Here is a 16598-nt window from a genome sequence, read left to right as displayed (position 1 = left end):
TAGGAAAGGGGGATGGCTCCGGTGGCCGAGACGTTCCGAAAATCGAAGATCGAGCATTATTTAACCGCGCTCGCCCTGCGTCGGTTGACGCTGAAGCAGCAGCTCGAACGCGAGGAATACGCCGGCATCCGCGATTATTTGCGAGGCCAGCTGTGCGCGATCGACTTGATCGTGAACGAGCTGTCCTCGGAATTCGCCGTCGAGCCGCCCTCGCCCGCATCCGACAAAGGAGAGGAGACGAAGCCATGAGCGCGAACGCCTCGAACGCAATGACGAATCCCGCCCCGCAGCCGCCTTCGCAGCATAACAAGCTGACGAAGGCGAAGCTGCTCCGAAGAAGTCTTTTCCTTACGCTCGGCGCGGCTTTCATGGCCGTGGGACTCGAAATCTTCCTCGTCCCGAACAACATTATCGACGGCGGCATCGTCGGCATCTCGATCATCGCGTCTCACTTATCCCACGTTCCGCTCGGTATCTTCCTATTGCTGCTCAACCTGCCGTTCTTGTTTCTCGGGTATAAGCAAATCGGCAAGACGTTCGCGCTGTCGACGCTGTACGCCGTCGCGGTCATGTCTTTAGGAACGTACCTGCTCCACCCGATTCCTCCGATCACGATCGACCCGCTGCTCGCGGCCGTCTTCGGCGGCATCGTGCTCGGCATCGGCGTCGGGATGGTCATCCGCTCCGGAGGCTCGCTCGACGGCACGGAAATCGTGGCGATTCTGCTCAGCAAGAAATCGGCGTTCAGCGTCGGCGAGATCGTCATGTTTTTCAACTTCTTCATTCTCGGCAGCGCCGGCTTCGTCTTCGGCTGGGACCGCGCCATGTATTCCTTGATCGCGTATTACATCGCCTTCAAGATGATCGACATTACGATCGAAGGCTTCGACGAGTCGAAGGCGGTCTGGATCATCAGCGAGAACGCCGAGGTCATCGGCGATGCGATCATGCACCGCCTCGGCCGGGGCGTCACGTATCTGAACGGCGAAGGCGGGTTTACCGGCGGCGCGAAGAAGGTCATTTTCTGCGTCATTACCCGTCTTGAGGAAGCGAAGCTGAAATCGATCGTGGAGGAGCGGGATCCCGCCGCGTTCCTGGCCGTCGGCAACATTCACGACGTGAAGGGCGGACGCTTCAAGAAGAAAGACATTCACTGAGTCAGACGGCCCCGAAACGCTCATACTAGGGAAAACGCGCCGGAACCGCGAAGGAGGTTTTCCCTTGTGAGCCCCACATACGCTGCGAGTCCCCCCGCCAAGACGCAAAAAGGCTTCGTCGTCATCGACGGCCACGAGCTGACCGTGACGAATCCGAACAAGCCGCTCTGGCCCGAGCCGGGAATTACGAAGCTGGAATTTCTGGACCGGCTCATCGCGTTATCCCCTTACCTATTGTCCTACACGTCGAATCGGTACTTAACGACCATCCGTTGGCCGCATGGCGTCGAGGGCGAATCGTTTTATCAGAAAAACTGTCCGAAGGGCGCCCCCGAATTCGTCAAGACGGCGACGTTCGGCGATATTCGCTATATCGTGCTCGATTCCTTGCCGACGCTCGTGTGGCTGGGCAATTTGGCCTGCTTGGAGTTTCACCCGTCGCTGCATTATATCGGGGACGAGCTGCCGGCGGAATGGCTGATCGACATCGATCCGACGCTCGAGGAGGAGCCTCGCATTATGGAGGCCGCGAAAATCGTCGTCGATCTGCTCGCCTCGCTCCGCATCCAAAGCGTCGCGAAGACGTCCGGCGCGACGGGCGTTCAAATTTACGTGCCGATTCGCCGCGGGTACACGTTCGAGCAGCTGCGCGCCGTCGGCAAATTTTTAGCGGAATACTTGGTGCAGGCGCATCCGAAGCTGTTCACCGTCGAGCGGCTGAAGAAGGATCGCGGGACGCTCATTTACTTCGACTACTTGCAGCATTGGCACGGCAAGACGCTGTCGGCGCCGTACACCCCGCGCGCGAAGCGGGCGGCGTCCGTCTCGACGCCGCTCTTCTACGACGAGCTTCACCCTCGGGTGAAGCCTTCGGATTTTCATCTGCGCAACATCGAAGCGCGCCTCGCCGCGCACGGCGACCTCATCCGGCGCGTCCCCCCGCAGTCGCTCGACCACGTGCTCTCCGGGCTGCGGTAACCGGCGCTACAGCAGGGGGGCCAGGAGCCTGCCGATCGTCTCTTTCCCTCTCTGCAGCCTCCCCCTCATAGCGAAGGCCGGGAGCCGAATTTCTTCGCTGTCGGCGATGTCCAGCAAGAGGTCGCTGGCGAACCGGTGCACGATTCGCTCGTCGAAGAACGCCGCGTTAATTTCGAAGTTGCTGAAGAAGCTGCGCAGATCCATGTTCGCCGTCCCGGTCGAGGCGAAGTGGTCGTCTACGATGACCGTCTTCGCGTGCATGAAGCCCTTGCGGTAGCGATAGACGCGAACGCCCGTCTGCAGCAGCTCCTCGACGTAGGAGAGCGAAGCCCATAGCGTCAGCTTCGAGTCCGCGACGCCCGGAATGACGACGCGCACGTCCACGCCCGACAGCGCGGCCGTCTTCAGCGACATCAACAAGCTTTGGTCCGGGATCAGGTACGGGGTGGTCACGTAAATTCGCTGCCTCGCGGTGCCGAACGCCCCGAAATACATCTCCAAAATCGTATTCCAGCTCGAGTCCGGTCCGCTGGGCACGATCTGCACCGTATCCGTCGCCGACACCTCGTGGCGGGGGAAATATTGCGTCGAGTACGGCAAGCGCTCCCCGCACACGAACTGCCAATCCCTTAGAAAACAGCGCTGCAGCTCGAGCACGGCATCGCCCATCAGCCGGACCGACGTGTCCCGCCAGTAGCCCAGCTTCTTATCCGTTCCTGTGTATTCGTCGCCGATGTTGATGCCCCCGACGTACCCGACCTTGCCGTCGACGACGGTGATCTTCCGATGGTTGCGGTAATTCAGCCGCTTGTCGAACAAGGCGATGAACGCCGGAAGAAAGCAATGCACATGGCCGCCCGTCGCCCGAAGTCCGTCCCAGAAGCCCCTAGGCGTCGAATAGGCGCCGATGCCGTCGTAGATGATCCGCACCTCGACGCCCTCCAGAGCCTTCCGGATAAGCGCATCGTGGAATCGCTTCCCCCATACGTCGTCGTTCCATATGTAATAAAGCATGTGAATGTGGTCCGTCGCCCGTTCGATGTCCTGCAGCATCACCCGATACGTCTCTTGCGCGGAGGCGAGTACCGTGGTGTCGTTGCGCGTCGTGATCGCCGCATCCGGGAAGCTGTTTAAGAGCCCGAAAAATCGGCTTTCCTCCCGCAGCGCCGGGTTCGGGAACGCCTCCGCCCGCATGAGCCGATGAATTTGCGGCAGCGGGTGGCGGCTGGCCTCCTCCGCCGTCTCGCGCTCCCTTCGCTTCACCATGGTCCGCTGACGGTATTCCCTAGCGATAAAGTAATACACGAGAAATCCGACGATCGGAAGAAAGAACGTGATCGTGAGCCAAGCGATTCCCTTCGACGGCCTCCGAAATTCGGCGACGAGAATCGTGGCGATTTGGAAAATGAACAGAAGCAGCGCAATCGTGAGCCAAATCATGATGTATTCACCCCCGGGCATACCGATTAGTATTTCCACGATTTCGCAGGGGCATTCCCGCCCTCCGCTTCGCCCCTTCGATCGACAAGTTCCGCCCCCTCCAGCATGTTCCTTTGCCCCTTTTCGGCCGGGAGGCAGGAAAACGTCGAAATTTGGCGAATATTTCTAAGCGTTCAAAACCCAAAATCGTCCATACTAAGTTCCGGCGTTGGAACGATCCGATTCTCGCAAGCGAAGGAGACGTTATGATTCCCGAACGATTCACGAAGAAGCTTACGTTCCTGATCATCCCCGAGGCGAACCGCCAGGTGCGCCGATTGCGCGTGCCGGTGGCGTTGCTCTACGCCGTTCCTTGCATGACCGCGGCGCTCGCGATCGCGGCGGCGTCGCTCGCCGCGACCCAATCCGCCGCGCTGCAGGAGACGGGCGCGCTGCAAGCGGAGCGAGCCGCCCAGGCGGCCGCGCACGCGCAAGCCGTCGAGTCGAAGGATGCGGAAATCGCGAGACTGCAGGACGAGCTCGTGCGGCTCTCGCAGCAAGCGGAGACGTTCGCCGAGAAGATGGCCGAGCTGGAATCCCTGGAGCGCGAAATTTTGTCGCTCACGGAGGAGGACGGCGGCGTCTCGAGGCCGACCGCGGAAGCCGCGCCGAACGAACCGGCGGCGATGGCGACGGCGAGCGCGGCTGACCCGGCGGGCGCCCGCGTCATGACCCTCTCCGCGGAAGCCGGCGCACCGGGCGTCGGCGGCCAGTATGTCCCCGTGGATACCGAAGCGGCGCTCCGCCTGTCCGAGACGACGCAGCACTCGTTCGAGGCGATGTCGCTCGAGGCCGACCGGCTCGAGGGCGCGCTGCAGCAGGCGCTGCAAGAAGCGGAGAAGCTCGCCTACCTGCGCCGCATCACGCCGTCGATCTATCCGACGACCTCGACGCAGATCACGTCCCTCTTCGGGTACCGGCGCGATCCGTTCACCCGGCGCACCGCTTATCATCGGGGCATCGACTTCGGCGGCAGCAAGGGCGACCCGATCTTCGCGACCGCCGACGGCAGCGTGACGGCCACCGGCTACGATCGGGCGATGGGGAATTACATTTACCTGAAGCACGGCAACGGACTCGAGACGGTGTATATGCATCTGTCGAAGACGTTGGTGAAGAAAGGACAGAACGTGAAGAAGGGCGAGAAGATCGGCACGCTCGGCTCGACGGGCCGCAGCACGGGGCCGCATCTTCATTACGAGGTACATAAGAACGGCGAGCCGGTCAATCCGAAGCCGTATATTCAGCATCAGGAAGGATGAGCGGACAATGTTTAAGAAGGGACGCGTCGACGTCGGCGAAACCGATACGCTGATCGGAGAAGGCAGCGTGTTCGAAGGCAACATCAAGTCGCAGGCGAGCCTGCGCATCGAAGGCCGGATGATCGGCGATATCGAGTGCGGCGGCGACGTCACGATCGGCGAGAACGGGAAAGCGCAATCGAACATCGCCGCGCGCAACGTCGTCGTCGCCGGCGTCGTGCAAGGCGACATTACGACCCGCGGCACGCTGACGCTGACCGCCACCGGACGACTGTACGGCAACCTGTCCGCGCACTCCCTCGTCATCGCCGAAGGCGCCGTCTTCCAGGGCGCCAGCAAGATGGAGGGCAAGACGGCCGCCGCCGACGGCAAAGCGACCGACAAGGCGCAAGACGTCCAGCCGGGCGGCTACGCCCAGAACGGCGGCGTCGGCTCGACCGCGGTGTAAATGTAGGCGCGAGAAGGCGCGGGGCCGATGCCCCGCGCCTTCTCGCATCAACTGCAAAAAGTGCAGCTATTCCCCCTTCGGGCAGCCGTGTATGACGGCGAACAGCAAAATGCAGTTATTTTTCTTCCGAGCGGTCATGTAAGCGTTTATCAACTACAAAAATACACATTTTTTGCAGCTACAGTATCCCAGGAAGGCTTGATCCACATAAATAACTGTATTTTTTGCACCTAAGGGGGCCCGTCGCTCGACGGACACCCCCGCAGCTTACTCCTTCTTCGGCTCGCCCACATATTCCTCGAGCGTGAGTCCTTGCGCGGTGACGTATTCGGCGACGTCGACGCCGACGTAGCGCAGATGCCACGGCTCGTACTTGTAGCCCGTTATGTCTTCCTTTTCCTGCGGGTAGCGGATAATAAAGCCGAACTCGGCCGCATGCTCCGCCAGCCAGATGCCCTCGACGGTTTCGCCGAACGCTTCCTCCAGCGCGTAGTTGACGCTGGCCGCCGACACGTCCATGGCAAGGCCCGTCTGGTGCTCGCTCTGGCCCGGGTAGGCGCTCGTCCGATTCGCCTCCGCCTCGCCCTTGAGCTTCGCGTTGCGTTCGAAGATCGCCTTCTGCGTCGCGTACGAGCGGTAGCCGGACACGGCGCGCAGCTCGATGCCGTCCTTCTCCGCCGCGGCGAACAGCCGCTCGAGCGCTTCCGCGGCGACGCGCTGCAGTTGCTTCTTCGGGTTATCGCCGTCGAACGAAAACTTCACGTCCGGCACGACGAGGTCGTCCGGCTTGTACGACGCGTCGAGCGAGTTCTGCTTATTGACGAGCAGAATCGCCGCCTTCGCCTCGGCCGACGCCGGGTCGACCGTACCCGCCGCGCCCGAGCCGACACCCGGCGCCTCCCGGGGCTCCGTCGACGGCCGGTCCGCCGGCGCCTCCGCCTCCGCGGGCTCGGCTTTCGGCGTTCCCGACGCGGGCTCGCTGTCGCCCGGCGGCGACGCCTCGACCGGCGCGTTCTCGCCGGCCGGTTCGCCCTCGCCCCCCGCCGCCGCGTCCGGCAAGCCGGGCGCCGTCGCCGAAGGCTTGTCCGAAGGCGCCGCCGGATCGGCGACGACCGTCGCGCCCGGCTCCGTCAGCACGGCTTGTACCGTCACGAATCCGGCGGCGCCGATGCCCAGCAGCAACGCAACTCTCAACAATATCTTCAAGGAAAGTCCACTCCTCTTCTATCCTGCGCGCTCCGAAGCTCAGTATACACCTGAGTATTGCCGAAGCGCGACATTTTATTGAATAGACGGCGAACTTACCGAAGATGTTTCAGGATGATGCGCTCCACATGCTGGAGATGCTCGCGCATGCGCGCCTCCGCGCCCGCGGCGTCCCCGGCCGACACCGCCTGATAGATCGCGGCGTGCTCCTGATACAGCCGACCGGCGACCGGGCGGTTCGCGTACAGTTCGGCCCGGCGCGTCTCGCGAATCGCCAGCTCCATCTGCGACGACACCGCCTCGAACAGCGTCAGCAGCACCGAGTTGTGCGTCGCCGCCGCCAGCTGCCGGTGGAACGCGAGATCGGTGCGCTCTCCCTCCGCTTCGTCGCCGAGCGACGCCTCCATCTCCGCAAGAATCGCCCGGAACGCCGCGACGTCCTCGTCCGTCCGCTTGCGCGCCGCGAGGCCCGCATTCGTCACCTCGAACGGCAGCCGCGCCTCCAGCAGGTCCAGAATCGTCTGCCGGTTCAGCCGCAGCCCCTCCAGCCCTGCGGGCGGCGGAGCGGCGAGCACCGTGCTCGCGCCCCCTTGCCGCACGTCGATGAGCCCCATCGCCTTCAGCGCGCTCAGCGCCTCGCGCATCGTCGAGCGGCCGACGCCGAACCGCTCGCTCAGCTCCTTCGTCGACGGCAGCTTATCGCCCGGGCGGAGCTCGCCGTCCGCGATGAGCCGCTTCAGCTCCTCGGTGATATGCTCGTAGTGATTGCGCTTCGACAGCTTCGAGACGTCCATCGGTCACCCCACCAATATCGCGAAAACGACGCCCGGCCCATGCACCCCGATGGTCAGGTCGTTTTCGATGTCGGCCGAGCGGCTCGGCCCCGAGATGAAATGCACGCCGGCGGGCAGCTGCGCCCGCGGCGTCGCATCGAGCGGCCGCAGCGCCTCGCCGAGCCGCGTGGCCAGACGCTCGACCGGCACGATCGCGAACAGCGCCGTCGGCAGCAGGCTGACGGAGCGCCCCTTGCGCGCCGACGACGTCACCATGAGCGAGCCCGTGTACGCGACCGCCCGGTCGACGACGACGAGCCCGATGTCGGCGCCCGCCGCGACCGCGCGGCGGTCCTCCATCGGCGGTTCGTCCCAAGCGACGACCTCCGCCTCCGGCAGCGCGGCCTCGAGCGCGAGCGCGTCGAGCTCGTCCTGCCGCTGCCGCAGCAGCCGCTTCGCCCCGAGTTCGGCCGCCTTGCCGACGATCCACGCCTTCGCGTCGTCCATCGTCTCCAGCCGCACGACGTGGCCGCCCGCTTTACCCCAGTTTTCGGAGAACAAGGCGATTCGCTCCTCGAGCGGGAGATCGAACGCGTTCCAAAACGCCGGCGCGCCCTGATACGGATGCTTCGGCCGCTCCGTCACGACCGGGCGGCCGAGCCGCTTCGCGATGTTTCCGATGAAGTCCTTCTGTTTGGACAGCGACTGCGCTTCGAGCCGCTTCAACACGTCGTTAGTCATGGCCGTGTCCGCCTCCTTCCTTGCGCTTCGCGAGCGCCGCCTCCATCCGCTTCCGCGCGGCGTCCGCCTTCGCGGCGGCCATCTCGCGCAGCTCGGCCGACAGCGTCGGCCACTCGTCGCGGAACGATTCCTTCGCGATCGTCGGCGCATGGCGATACGAGTTCCAGCCCTTCAGCGGACCGAGCTTCGCCTTGATGACGCCGTCCCGCGCCAGCAGCGGCTGACCGAGCTTCGCCAGCTTCACCGCGCCGCGGAACCGCGACGCGTTCGCCATTACGGCCGAGAAGCCCTTCATGCCGATTTTCTCCAGCGGGTCGCCGTGCCCGCTCTCCGCCTTGCGGCGGCGCAAATACACAAGCATATCGTGCAGCGGAATTTTCACGGGACAAGCCTCGTAGCACGCGCCGCACAAGCTCGACGCGTTCGCGATGTCGTCCCACTCCGCGACGTTCTTCTGCAGCGCCGGCGTCAGCACGGCGCCGATCGGGCCGCTGTACGTGCCGCCGTACGCGTGGCCGCCGATGTGCCGGTACACCGGGCACGCGTTCAAACACGCGCCGCAGCGAATGCAGTTCAGCAGCTCTTGGAATTCCGGATCTCCGAGTTGCAGCGACCGGCCGTTGTCGACGATGATGATATGCATCTCGTCGGGGCCGTCGCCGTCTTCCGCGCGGCGGGGGCCGGTAATGCCGGACATATAGACGGTGAGCCGCTGGCCCGTCGCCGAACGCGGCAGCAGCGTCGCCATCACCTCGAGGTCGTCCCAGGTCGGGATGATGCGCTCCATGCCCATAAGCGTAATTTGCGTCTTCGGCACCGTCGTGACCATGCGGGCGTTGCCTTCGTTTTCGAATAGGACCATACTGCCGCTCTCCGCGATCGCGAAGTTGCAGCCGGTCATGCCGATGTCCGCCTCGAGAAACTTCTCGCGCAGCTTCTTGCGCACGAAGCCCGCGAGCACCGTCGTCTCCGGCTCGAGCGTATAGCCCGCGTCCTTCGACAGCAGCTCGGCGATTTGGTAGCGGTTCTTGTGAATTGCGGGAATAATAATGTGCGACGGCGTCTCGTTCGCGAGCTGGATAATGTACTCGCCGAGATCCGTCTCGATCGACTCGACGCCGATCGACTCGAGCGCCGCGTTCAAATGCAGCTCCTCGCTCACCATCGACTTCGACTTGACGACGGAGCGGGCGCCGACGTTCTTCGCGATCGTCAGCGAAATCTCGACGGCCTCGGCGGCGGTGTCCGCGAAGTGGACGTGGACGCCGTTGGCGCGTGCATTTTCGATGAACGTATTTAAGTAGTAGTCCAGATGCGCGATCGTATGCAGCCGAATTTGCCGGCCGCGCTCGCGCCACTCGTCCCAGTTGCCGTGCTCGGCGGACGCCGCCTTCTTGCCGTTGCGCAGCCGCTCGGTCGTAAACTTGACCGCCTTGCGCAGAAACTCGTCGTTCAGCGCGACGTCCGCGCGCTCCTTCACCGTAGATCCGTGCGCGTTAGCGTGACTCAACGGCCGACACCCCCTCGTATAAGAGCTCCGCGAGGTGCATGACGCGCACCGGCTTGCCGCGGTACCGCAAATTGCCCCCGATGTTCATGAGGCAGCCCATGTCGAGCCCGACGAGCACCTCGGCCTCCGTCTCGAGCACGTGATCCGTCTTCTCGGATACCATCGCGCCGGAAATATCGCACATCTTCACCGCGAACGTGCCGCCGAAGCCGCAGCAATCCTCCGCGAACGGCAGCGGGACGAGCTCCATATCGCGCACGTTCGCCATCAGCGCCGCCGGCTCGTCTTTAATGCCGAGCAGCCGGCTGCCGTGGCACGACGGGTGATACGTCACCTTGTGCGGGAACGACGCGCCGACGTCCTCGACGCCGAGCACCTGCACGAGAAATTGCGTGAACTCGTACGTTTTGGCGACCAGCGCGTTCGCTTTGGCGAGCAGGACGGGGTCGTTTTCGAACAGCTTCGGAAAATAATGATGAATCATGCCGGTGCACGAACCGGACGGCGAGATGACGAAGTCGCTGTCGTCGAACGCCTCGAGCAGCGTCTTCGCCGAGGCGCGCGCCTCGTCCCAGTAGCCGCTGTTGAACGCCGGCTGGCCGCAGCACGTCTGCGCCGCCGGGAAGTCGACGGCGACGCCGTACCGCGCGAGCAGCCGCACCATCGCCTCGCCCACGCGAGGATACACCGCGTCGCTGACGCAGGTAATAAATAAGGACGCTTTCATAACGTTGCGGTTCCACCCTTCGGGGATGTAAGTTACATACTTATCAGCTTATCAGACATGTTGCGGGTCGTAAAGACAAAAATGACGTTTGGCGGCGGAACAACAGCAGCTGGCGGCGAATTTGGTCATCGAAGCCCTAGACGCTTTCACCGTCGTGCTGTTCGGAACGGCGGCTGCGAGCATTCGCACCATCCGTGCAATGTCGGCTGAGTCATAAGCTCCGCTCGCACCGTCGCAGAGGCGTAGTCCGATTAAGCGCTTTCATCCCTGCCGCAAAGAAAAAATAGCTGCACTTTTTGTTCAAGTGTCGCCCCTATCATTTGGGCGTATGTTAAAAGCCCCCGAGCGTATAGCGCTCAGGGGGCAGAGCAACATCCATATTCATGAACTTAACTGCGTCACGTCGATACCCATCTCGCGCAGCCGAGCCACGTCTGCCGCCCGCGTGCCCGCATCCGTAATGACGCGGTCGATGCGGTCCCAGCCGGCGACATGCGTGAACGCCTGCACGTCGAACTTGGAATGGTCCGCGAGCAGCACGACCTCCTCCGCCGCGTCGATCATGCGCTGCTTCATGACCCCTTGCAGCTCGTTGGACTCGCTGAGCCCCCGATCGACGCGCGCGCCCTTGCAAGAGAGGAACAGCCGATCGAAGTGGTACGGGTCGATCGATCGCTCGGCGAGCGGGCCCACGTAAGAGAGCGAACCGCTCAGCAAAATGCCGCCCGTCGAGATGACCTGAATTTTCTCCTTGTTCGCGAGCTCGATCGCGACCTTGATCGAATTCGTCAGCACCGTCAGCGGCATGTCGGGCAGCTGCTTCGCGACGTACCACGCGCTCGTGCTCGCGTCGAGCATGATCCGATCCTTCGGCCGGACGAGCTTCACCGCCTCCTCGGCGATGCGGCGCTTCTCCTCGCCGAAGGCGACCTCTCGTTCGTAATACGGCACTTCCGTCCGCGTCTCCGCGAGGCTGACCGCCCCGCCGTGCGTGCGGGCGAGCTTGCCCTCCGCCTCCAGCTTGTCGAGGTCGCGCCGAATCGTCTCCTCCGTCACGGCGCACAGCTCGCTCAGTTCGGAGACGCGTATGCTCTTGCGCTCGTTGACGAGATCGACGATGCGCTGCAACCGTTCCGCCAACAGCATCGGCCGAACCTCCCTGTTTCTAAGAAGTCAATTTCACAATTCGGAGAAAACGTTCATATTCCGCGGCCCACGTCTCCGCGTCCTCCGGCTCGTACGTCGCGATTCCGAACGAGTCGCGCACGAGGCGGCGGCCTTCGGCCAGCCCCGCGATATCGCCGGCGGCGATCAGCTGCACGACCACGTTGCCGATCGCGCTCCCTTCGGCCGGCCCGGTCCAGACGGGGCGGCGAATCGCGTTCGCCGTCAGGCGGCACAGCAGCTCGTTCTGGATGCCGCCGCCGACGATGTGCAGCCCGCCGAACGTCTTGCCGGCCAGCGCTTCCGTCCGCTCGAGCACGAGGCGATATTTCATCGCAAGGCTCTCCAGCACGCAGCGGATCACCTCGCCCTCGGTGTCGGGGACGGCCTGCCCCGTCTCGCGGCAGTACGCGCGGATCTCGCTCGGCATATCGCTCGGATTAAGGAACCTGTCGTCGTCCGGATCGATGTACGCCGCGTGCGCGGGCGCCGCAGCCGCCAGCGCCGCCAGCTCGGCGAACGAATGCGAAGCGCCGCCGGCTTTATCCCAAGCGCGCTTGCACTCCTGCACGAGCCAGAGGCCCATGATGTTCTTCAGCAGCCGGTACGTGCCGCCGATGCCGCCCTCGTTCGTAAAGTTCCACGCAAGCGCCTGCTCCGTCAGCACCGGCCGATCGAGCTCCGTCCCGAGCAGCGACCACGTGCCGCAGGAGAGGTACGCGAAATCCGCGTCCAGCGCCGGCACGGCGACGACCGCCGACGCGGTATCGTGCTCGGCGACCGTTACGACCGGGATCGGCCCGACGAGCAGCTCCTCCTGGAGGGCAGGCGTCAGCGGTCCGACGACCGTGCCCGGCTGAGCGACGGCCGGCAGCAGCGAGCGCTTCACCCCGACGCCGGCCAGCAGCTCGTCGTCCCAGTCGCGCGAGACGGCGCCGAGCAGCTGCGTCGTCGACGCGTTCGTGTATTCGCCCGTCATCACGCCGGTAAGAAAATACCGCAGCAAATCCGGAATCATGAGCAGCTTGTCGGCGGCCGCGAGGGCGGGCGAATCCGCCTTCGCGAGCGCGGCAAGCTGGTACATCGTGTTGAATTGCAGAAATTGCAGTCCGGTTTTCGCATAGATGGAAGCCTTGCTCAGCTTGGCGAACGTCTCCTCCATCATGCCGTCCGTATGGTGATCGCGATAATGGTACGGATTCGCGATCAGCTCGCCGTTCGCGCCGATGAGGCCGAAGTCGACGGCCCAGGAATCGATGCCGACGCTGCGAATGTCGAGCCCGCGCTGCCGCGCCTTGACAATCCCCTGTTTGATCTCATGATACAACCGCAGGATGTCCCAATACAACCGTCCCCCGACCTGCACCGGGTCGTTCGGAAACCGATGAATTTCTTCGACGACCAGCTTGCCGCCTTCGAGCCGCCCGGCTACCGCCCGTCCGCTGCTCGCGCCGAGGTCGAACGCCAATACGCTCATGCCCGCTTCCTCCTACGCTAGTTTCCCATACCGTACGCCTTGGCCGACGCCCGCAAGGCGCATTCGCGCCTGCAACGCCGCACGCCGAGGGAACCGCGTCGCCCGCGTCCCCTCGGCGCACTTGCCGCTTTATTTCGCGCCTGCCGGCGCCTCTTGCCCGCGCTTCGACAGCACGTCCGCTTCGTACCGCTTCACTTCGGCGAGCCACGCTTCGCGAACCGGCACGCCCTGCGTCGCGCAGTAGTAATCCCATACCGCGCCGAACGGATACGACTTAAACTCCTCGGTCAGCGCGAGGCGCGTCGTATAGTCGCCCTCGAGCTCCGCGGCGCGCAGCGCCTCGACCGGCTCGAGCATCGCGCGCAGCAGCGCCTTGATCGTGTTGCGCGTGCCGATGACCCACGCCGCGACGCGATTAATCGACGCGTCGAAGAAGTCGAGGCCGATGTGCGTCTTGCCGAGCAGGTCGCCCCGCACGAGCTCCCGAGCGATGTCGAGCAGCTCGTCGTCCATCGTGACGACGTGATCGCTGTCCCAGCGCATCGGGCGGCTGACGTGCAGCAGGAGACCTTCCGCGAACAACGCGATCGAGCTGAGCTTATTCGAGATCGTCTCCGTCGGGTGGAAATGGCCCGCGTCGAGGCAAATCAGCTTATTGTTTTGGAGGCCGTACCCCATGTAGAATTCGTGCGAGCCGACGACGTACGCCTCGGAGCCGAGGCCGAACAGCTTGCTTTCGACCGCGTCGAGGTTATGCGCCGGGTTCAGCTTCTCCGCGAACACTTCGTCGAGCGCGTCCTTCAGCCGCTGGCGCGGCGCCATCCGATCGGCCGGGACGTCCTTGTAGCCGTCCGGCACCCACACGTTCGTGACGCACGTCTGGCCGAGCTGCTCGCCGAAGAACGCGCCGATTTTCCGGGACGCCTTGCAGTGATCGATCCAGAACTTTCGAATCGCGGGATCCGGGTGGCTCAGCGTGAATCCGTCGGCCGACTTCGGATGCGAGAAGCACGTCGGGTTGAAGTCGAGGCCGAGGCCGTTCGCCTTCGCCCACTCGACCCACGAAGCGAAATGCTTCGGCTCGAGCGCGTCGAGGTCGACCTTCTCGGTCGTGTCCGCGTAAATCGCGTGCAGGTTTAGCTTATGTTTGCCCGGGATGAGCGAGTACGCCTTCTCGAGATCGGACCGCAGCTCGGCCGGCGTGCGCGCCGCGCCCGGGTAGTTCCCGATCGCCGCGATGCCGCCGGACAGCTCTTGATCCTGAAACAGGAAGCCGCGTACGTCGTCGCCCTGCCAGCAATGCATGGAAATTTTAATGGACGACAGCTTCTTCAGCACCTGCTCCGTGTCGATGCCGTGCGCCGCGTACAGCTCCTTCGCCGCCTCGTAGCTCTTCTGAATGGATGGTTGCATCGTTCGATTCCTCCGCTTCCGTTTGTCATTCCGACGCCGAGCGTCTCGGCGTACGTCTTATCGGGTGAACGCCGCCGGCACGCCGCCGTCGATCGTCAGCATGCAGCCCGTCGTCTTCTCGCTCTTCGAGGAGGCGAAGAACGCGACGCCTTCGGCGATATCCCTCGGGAAAATGTTCACGAGCAACGTCGTCCGCTTGCGGTAATATTCCTCGAGCTGATCCGGCTCGATGCCGTACGCCGCGGCGCGCTCGTTGCGCCAGTTGGAGTTCCAGATCGCCGAGCCTTGCAGGATGGCGTCCGGGAGAATCGTGTTGACGCGAATGCCGAACTCGCCGCCCTCGGACGCGATGCAGCGCGCCAGATGCGCCTCGAGCGCCTTCGCCGCGCTGTACGCGGTTGCGTTCTTGCCGGCGTAAATCGAGTTTTTCGAGCCGATGAACACCATCGAGCCGCCGATCGCCTGCGCCTTCATCAGCTTGAACGCTTCGCGGGCGACGAGGAAGTAGCCGGTGCCGAGCACGTTCATGTTCAGGTTCCATTCCTTAAGCGACGTCTGATCGAACGGGCTCGACGTCGCGAGGCCGGCGTTGTTGACGATAATGTCGACGCCGCCGTAGTTGAGCGCCGCGATGTCGTAGGACGCCGCTACGAGCTCCTCGTTCGTCACGTCCACCTTCACGGGAATCGCGCGATGCTCGCCGTACTTCGCGTTAATTTCGTCGGCGACCTTCTGCGCGCCTTCGAGGTTCAGATCGGCGAGCACGACATGCGCGCCTTCGGACGCGAGGCGGCGCGCCGTCTCGCTGCCGATGCCGCCCGCGCCGCCCGTAATATAGGCGACCTTGCGGGAAAATTCCGCTTCCGGCGGAGCGAGCGTCAGCTTATACAGCTCTAACGGCCAGTATTCGACGTTGAAGGATTCGTTTTCGCTTAAGGATACGAATTCGCCGAGCGCCGTCGCGCCGCGCATGACCGCGATCGCCCGATGGTAGAGCGCGCCGCTGATCTGCGCCATCGCCCAGCTCTTGCCCGTGTTGATCATGCCGACGCCCGGGATGAGGATGACGCGCGGGGACGTCTCGTTCATCTGGTCGCCTTCGTTCTTGTTCCGCTCGAAGAACGCCGCGTATTCTTTCTGGTACGCCGCGATGCCGGCCTTCACCTGCGCGATGAGCGCGTCGACGTCGCCCGTCGTCGGATCCCAATCGATGAAGCAAGGCGTCATCTTCGTGTGCACGAGGTGGTCCGGGCAGGCCGCCCCGACTTGGGACAACTTGGCTGAATCGCGGCCGTTCACGAACGCGAGCACGTCGTCGGCGTCGTCGTACGTCAGCAGCATCTTGCGCTCGACGCTGACCGCGCCGCGCACGATCGGCATAATGCGCGCCAGCACCTTCTTGCGTTCGTCCTCCGGGAGGGCGTCGTACTTCTTGCCGCCGAACAGCTTCGCGTCGTCGACTTTCGCTTCGATGTACCGCTCCGCTTCGCCGATAATTTGCAGGGTTTTATGATAGCTTTCTTCAGAAGTCTCGCCCCAAGTGACGAGACCGTGCTTCTCCATCAACACGAGCTCCGCGTTCGGGTTGTTCCGCACGCCTTCGGCGATCATCTTCGACAGCGTGAAGCCCGGACGCACGTAAGGCACCCATACGAAGCGGTTGCCGTATATTTCTTCCGCGATTTGCCGGCCGTTGTCCGCGCAGCACAGCGAGATGATCGCGTCCGGATGCGTATGGTCGACGTGCTTGAACGGCAGGAACGCGTGCAGCAGCGTCTCGATGGAGGCGCGCGGATGCTTCGCGTCGATCATCGTGTGCGCGAGATAGGCGACCATCTCCTCGTCCGTCATCGCGTCGCGCTCGATCAACGGACGGATGTCGTCCATGCGCAGGCCCGTGAAGTGCTTCGCCTGCATCGTGCCGAGGTCGGAGCCGCTTCCCTTGACGTACATCACTTCGACGTCGCGGCCGCGGAAATCTTTCACGACGGTCTTCATCGACGTGTTGCCTCCGCCCCAGTTCGCTACCGAGCGGTCCGTGCCGAGAAGATTGGAACGATAAACGAGTTCGGCGAGGCCCGGCTGAAGCTTCGCGGCTTGCTCTTGCTGCCAAAGATTTTGCGGCATGTGGGAATACCTCCGGTTTTCTTTGTTCGTTTTTGTTTTTGTTGTTTTTATAGTAACACGGCTTTGTTTGGTTTTGAAGACGTTTCGGAAAATATTTATTTCCGCCTTCGCCGCCCAGGCACCCCGGGCATACGCC

14 protein-coding genes and 3 pseudogenes are annotated in these 16598 nt (G+C 63.4%); 6 read left to right on the top strand and 11 right to left on the bottom strand.

The annotated features are described in order from the left end of the window. Nucleotides 1-21 precede the first annotated feature (21 nt). The 3 genes from VEZ38_RS04165 to ligD all read left to right on the top strand — a co-directional run bounded on the left by VEZ38_RS04165 (nucleotide 22) and on the right by ligD (nucleotide 2135). The gene (locus VEZ38_RS04165) at nucleotides 22-249 is read left to right on the top strand and encodes a hypothetical protein (protein ID WP_324892083.1); all 228 of its coding nucleotides are present in this window, start codon (nucleotides 22-24) and stop codon (nucleotides 247-249) included. A 20-nt stretch (nucleotides 250-269) separates the two neighbouring features. Further along, the gene (locus VEZ38_RS04160) at nucleotides 270-1157 is read left to right on the top strand and encodes a YitT family protein (RefSeq protein ID WP_324892092.1); all 888 of its coding nucleotides are present in this window, start codon (nucleotides 270-272) and stop codon (nucleotides 1155-1157) included. A 66-nt stretch (nucleotides 1158-1223) separates the two neighbouring features. Next, on the top strand, nucleotides 1224-2135 hold the full coding sequence (gene ligD / locus VEZ38_RS04155; protein WP_324892082.1) for a non-homologous end-joining DNA ligase: 912 nt from the start codon (nucleotides 1224-1226) through the stop codon (nucleotides 2133-2135). A gap of 6 nt (nucleotides 2136-2141) precedes the next feature. On the opposite strand, the gene cls is transcribed toward ligD, so the two are convergent. After that, nucleotides 2142-3575: a cardiolipin synthase gene (cls, locus tag VEZ38_RS04150; protein ID WP_324892081.1), complete on the bottom strand. Its 1434-nt coding sequence runs from the start codon at nucleotides 3573-3575 to the stop codon at nucleotides 2142-2144. A gap of 245 nt (nucleotides 3576-3820) precedes the next feature. On the opposite strand from cls, the gene VEZ38_RS04145 reads away from it, so the two are divergent. Both VEZ38_RS04145 and VEZ38_RS04140 read left to right on the top strand, forming a co-directional pair. Then, a complete protein-coding gene (locus tag VEZ38_RS04145; RefSeq protein WP_324892080.1) occupies nucleotides 3821-4876 on the top strand; it encodes a M23 family metallopeptidase in 1056 nt (351 codons plus the stop codon). Between the two features lie 7 nt (nucleotides 4877-4883). Further along, on the top strand, nucleotides 4884-5324 hold the full coding sequence (locus VEZ38_RS04140) for a polymer-forming cytoskeletal protein (RefSeq protein WP_324892079.1): 441 nt from the start codon (nucleotides 4884-4886) through the stop codon (nucleotides 5322-5324). Between the two features lie 267 nt (nucleotides 5325-5591). Here the strand turns inward: VEZ38_RS04140 and VEZ38_RS04135 are convergent, their stop codons facing one another. The 5 genes and pseudogenes from VEZ38_RS04135 to VEZ38_RS20595 form a co-directional block, all read right to left on the bottom strand. Continuing rightward, entirely contained in the window at nucleotides 5592-6530 is a 939-nt protein-coding gene (locus VEZ38_RS04135) for a M15 family metallopeptidase (protein ID WP_324892078.1), read from the bottom strand. 95 nt (nucleotides 6531-6625) lie between these two features. Next, nucleotides 6626-7324, bottom strand: coding sequence for a FadR/GntR family transcriptional regulator (locus VEZ38_RS04130; protein WP_324892077.1), 699 nt, complete (start codon nucleotides 7322-7324; stop codon nucleotides 6626-6628). Nucleotides 7325-7327: 3 nt separating this feature from the next. Next, entirely contained in the window at nucleotides 7328-8044 is a 717-nt protein-coding gene (locus tag VEZ38_RS04125; protein ID WP_324892076.1) for a lactate utilization protein, read from the bottom strand. Continuing rightward, nucleotides 8037-9554, bottom strand: coding sequence for a LutB/LldF family L-lactate oxidation iron-sulfur protein (locus VEZ38_RS04120; protein WP_324892075.1), 1518 nt, complete (start codon nucleotides 9552-9554; stop codon nucleotides 8037-8039). Before VEZ38_RS04120 ends, VEZ38_RS04125 begins: the two co-directional genes overlap by 8 nt. Continuing rightward, a pseudogene (locus VEZ38_RS20595) lies at nucleotides 9541-9876 on the bottom strand (heterodisulfide reductase-related iron-sulfur binding cluster); the annotation flags it as partial. The pseudogene VEZ38_RS20595 and the gene VEZ38_RS04120, both read right to left, overlap by 14 nt. Here VEZ38_RS20595 and VEZ38_RS20590 point away from each other — a divergent pair. Further along, nucleotides 9865-9912 (top strand): annotated as a pseudogene (locus tag VEZ38_RS20590) (hypothetical protein); the annotation flags it as partial. The pseudogenes VEZ38_RS20595 and VEZ38_RS20590 overlap by 12 nt on opposite strands. Before the next feature lie 132 nt (nucleotides 9913-10044). On the opposite strand, the pseudogene VEZ38_RS20585 reads toward VEZ38_RS20590, so the two are convergent. The 5 genes and pseudogenes from VEZ38_RS20585 to VEZ38_RS04095 form a co-directional block, all read right to left on the bottom strand. Beyond that, nucleotides 10045-10281: pseudogene (locus VEZ38_RS20585) on the bottom strand (heterodisulfide reductase-related iron-sulfur binding cluster); the annotation flags it as partial. 381 nt (nucleotides 10282-10662) lie between these two features. Then, on the bottom strand, nucleotides 10663-11427 hold the full coding sequence (locus VEZ38_RS04110) for a DeoR/GlpR family DNA-binding transcription regulator (RefSeq protein ID WP_324892073.1): 765 nt from the start codon (nucleotides 11425-11427) through the stop codon (nucleotides 10663-10665). Between the two features lie 19 nt (nucleotides 11428-11446). Next, nucleotides 11447-12922: a rhamnulokinase gene (gene rhaB, locus VEZ38_RS04105; protein WP_324892072.1), complete on the bottom strand. Its 1476-nt coding sequence runs from the start codon at nucleotides 12920-12922 to the stop codon at nucleotides 11447-11449. A 129-nt stretch (nucleotides 12923-13051) separates the two neighbouring features. Continuing rightward, nucleotides 13052-14335 (bottom strand): L-rhamnose isomerase, encoded by a 1284-nt coding sequence (rhaA, locus tag VEZ38_RS04100; protein ID WP_324892071.1) that lies wholly within the window; start codon nucleotides 14333-14335, stop codon nucleotides 13052-13054. A 57-nt stretch (nucleotides 14336-14392) separates the two neighbouring features. Then, nucleotides 14393-16462, bottom strand: a complete 2070-nt coding sequence (locus tag VEZ38_RS04095) for a bifunctional aldolase/short-chain dehydrogenase (RefSeq protein ID WP_324892070.1) — start codon at nucleotides 16460-16462, stop codon at nucleotides 14393-14395. Nucleotides 16463-16598: the final 136 nt, after the last annotated feature.

Origin of the sequence: Paenibacillus sp., from assembly GCF_035645235.1 — a bacterium.
Lineage (GTDB): Bacteria > Bacillota > Bacilli > Paenibacillales > YIM-B00363 > Paenibacillus_AE.
Note: the sequence above shows the minus strand (reverse complement) of the source record. Positions and strands in the feature narration are given on the sequence as shown.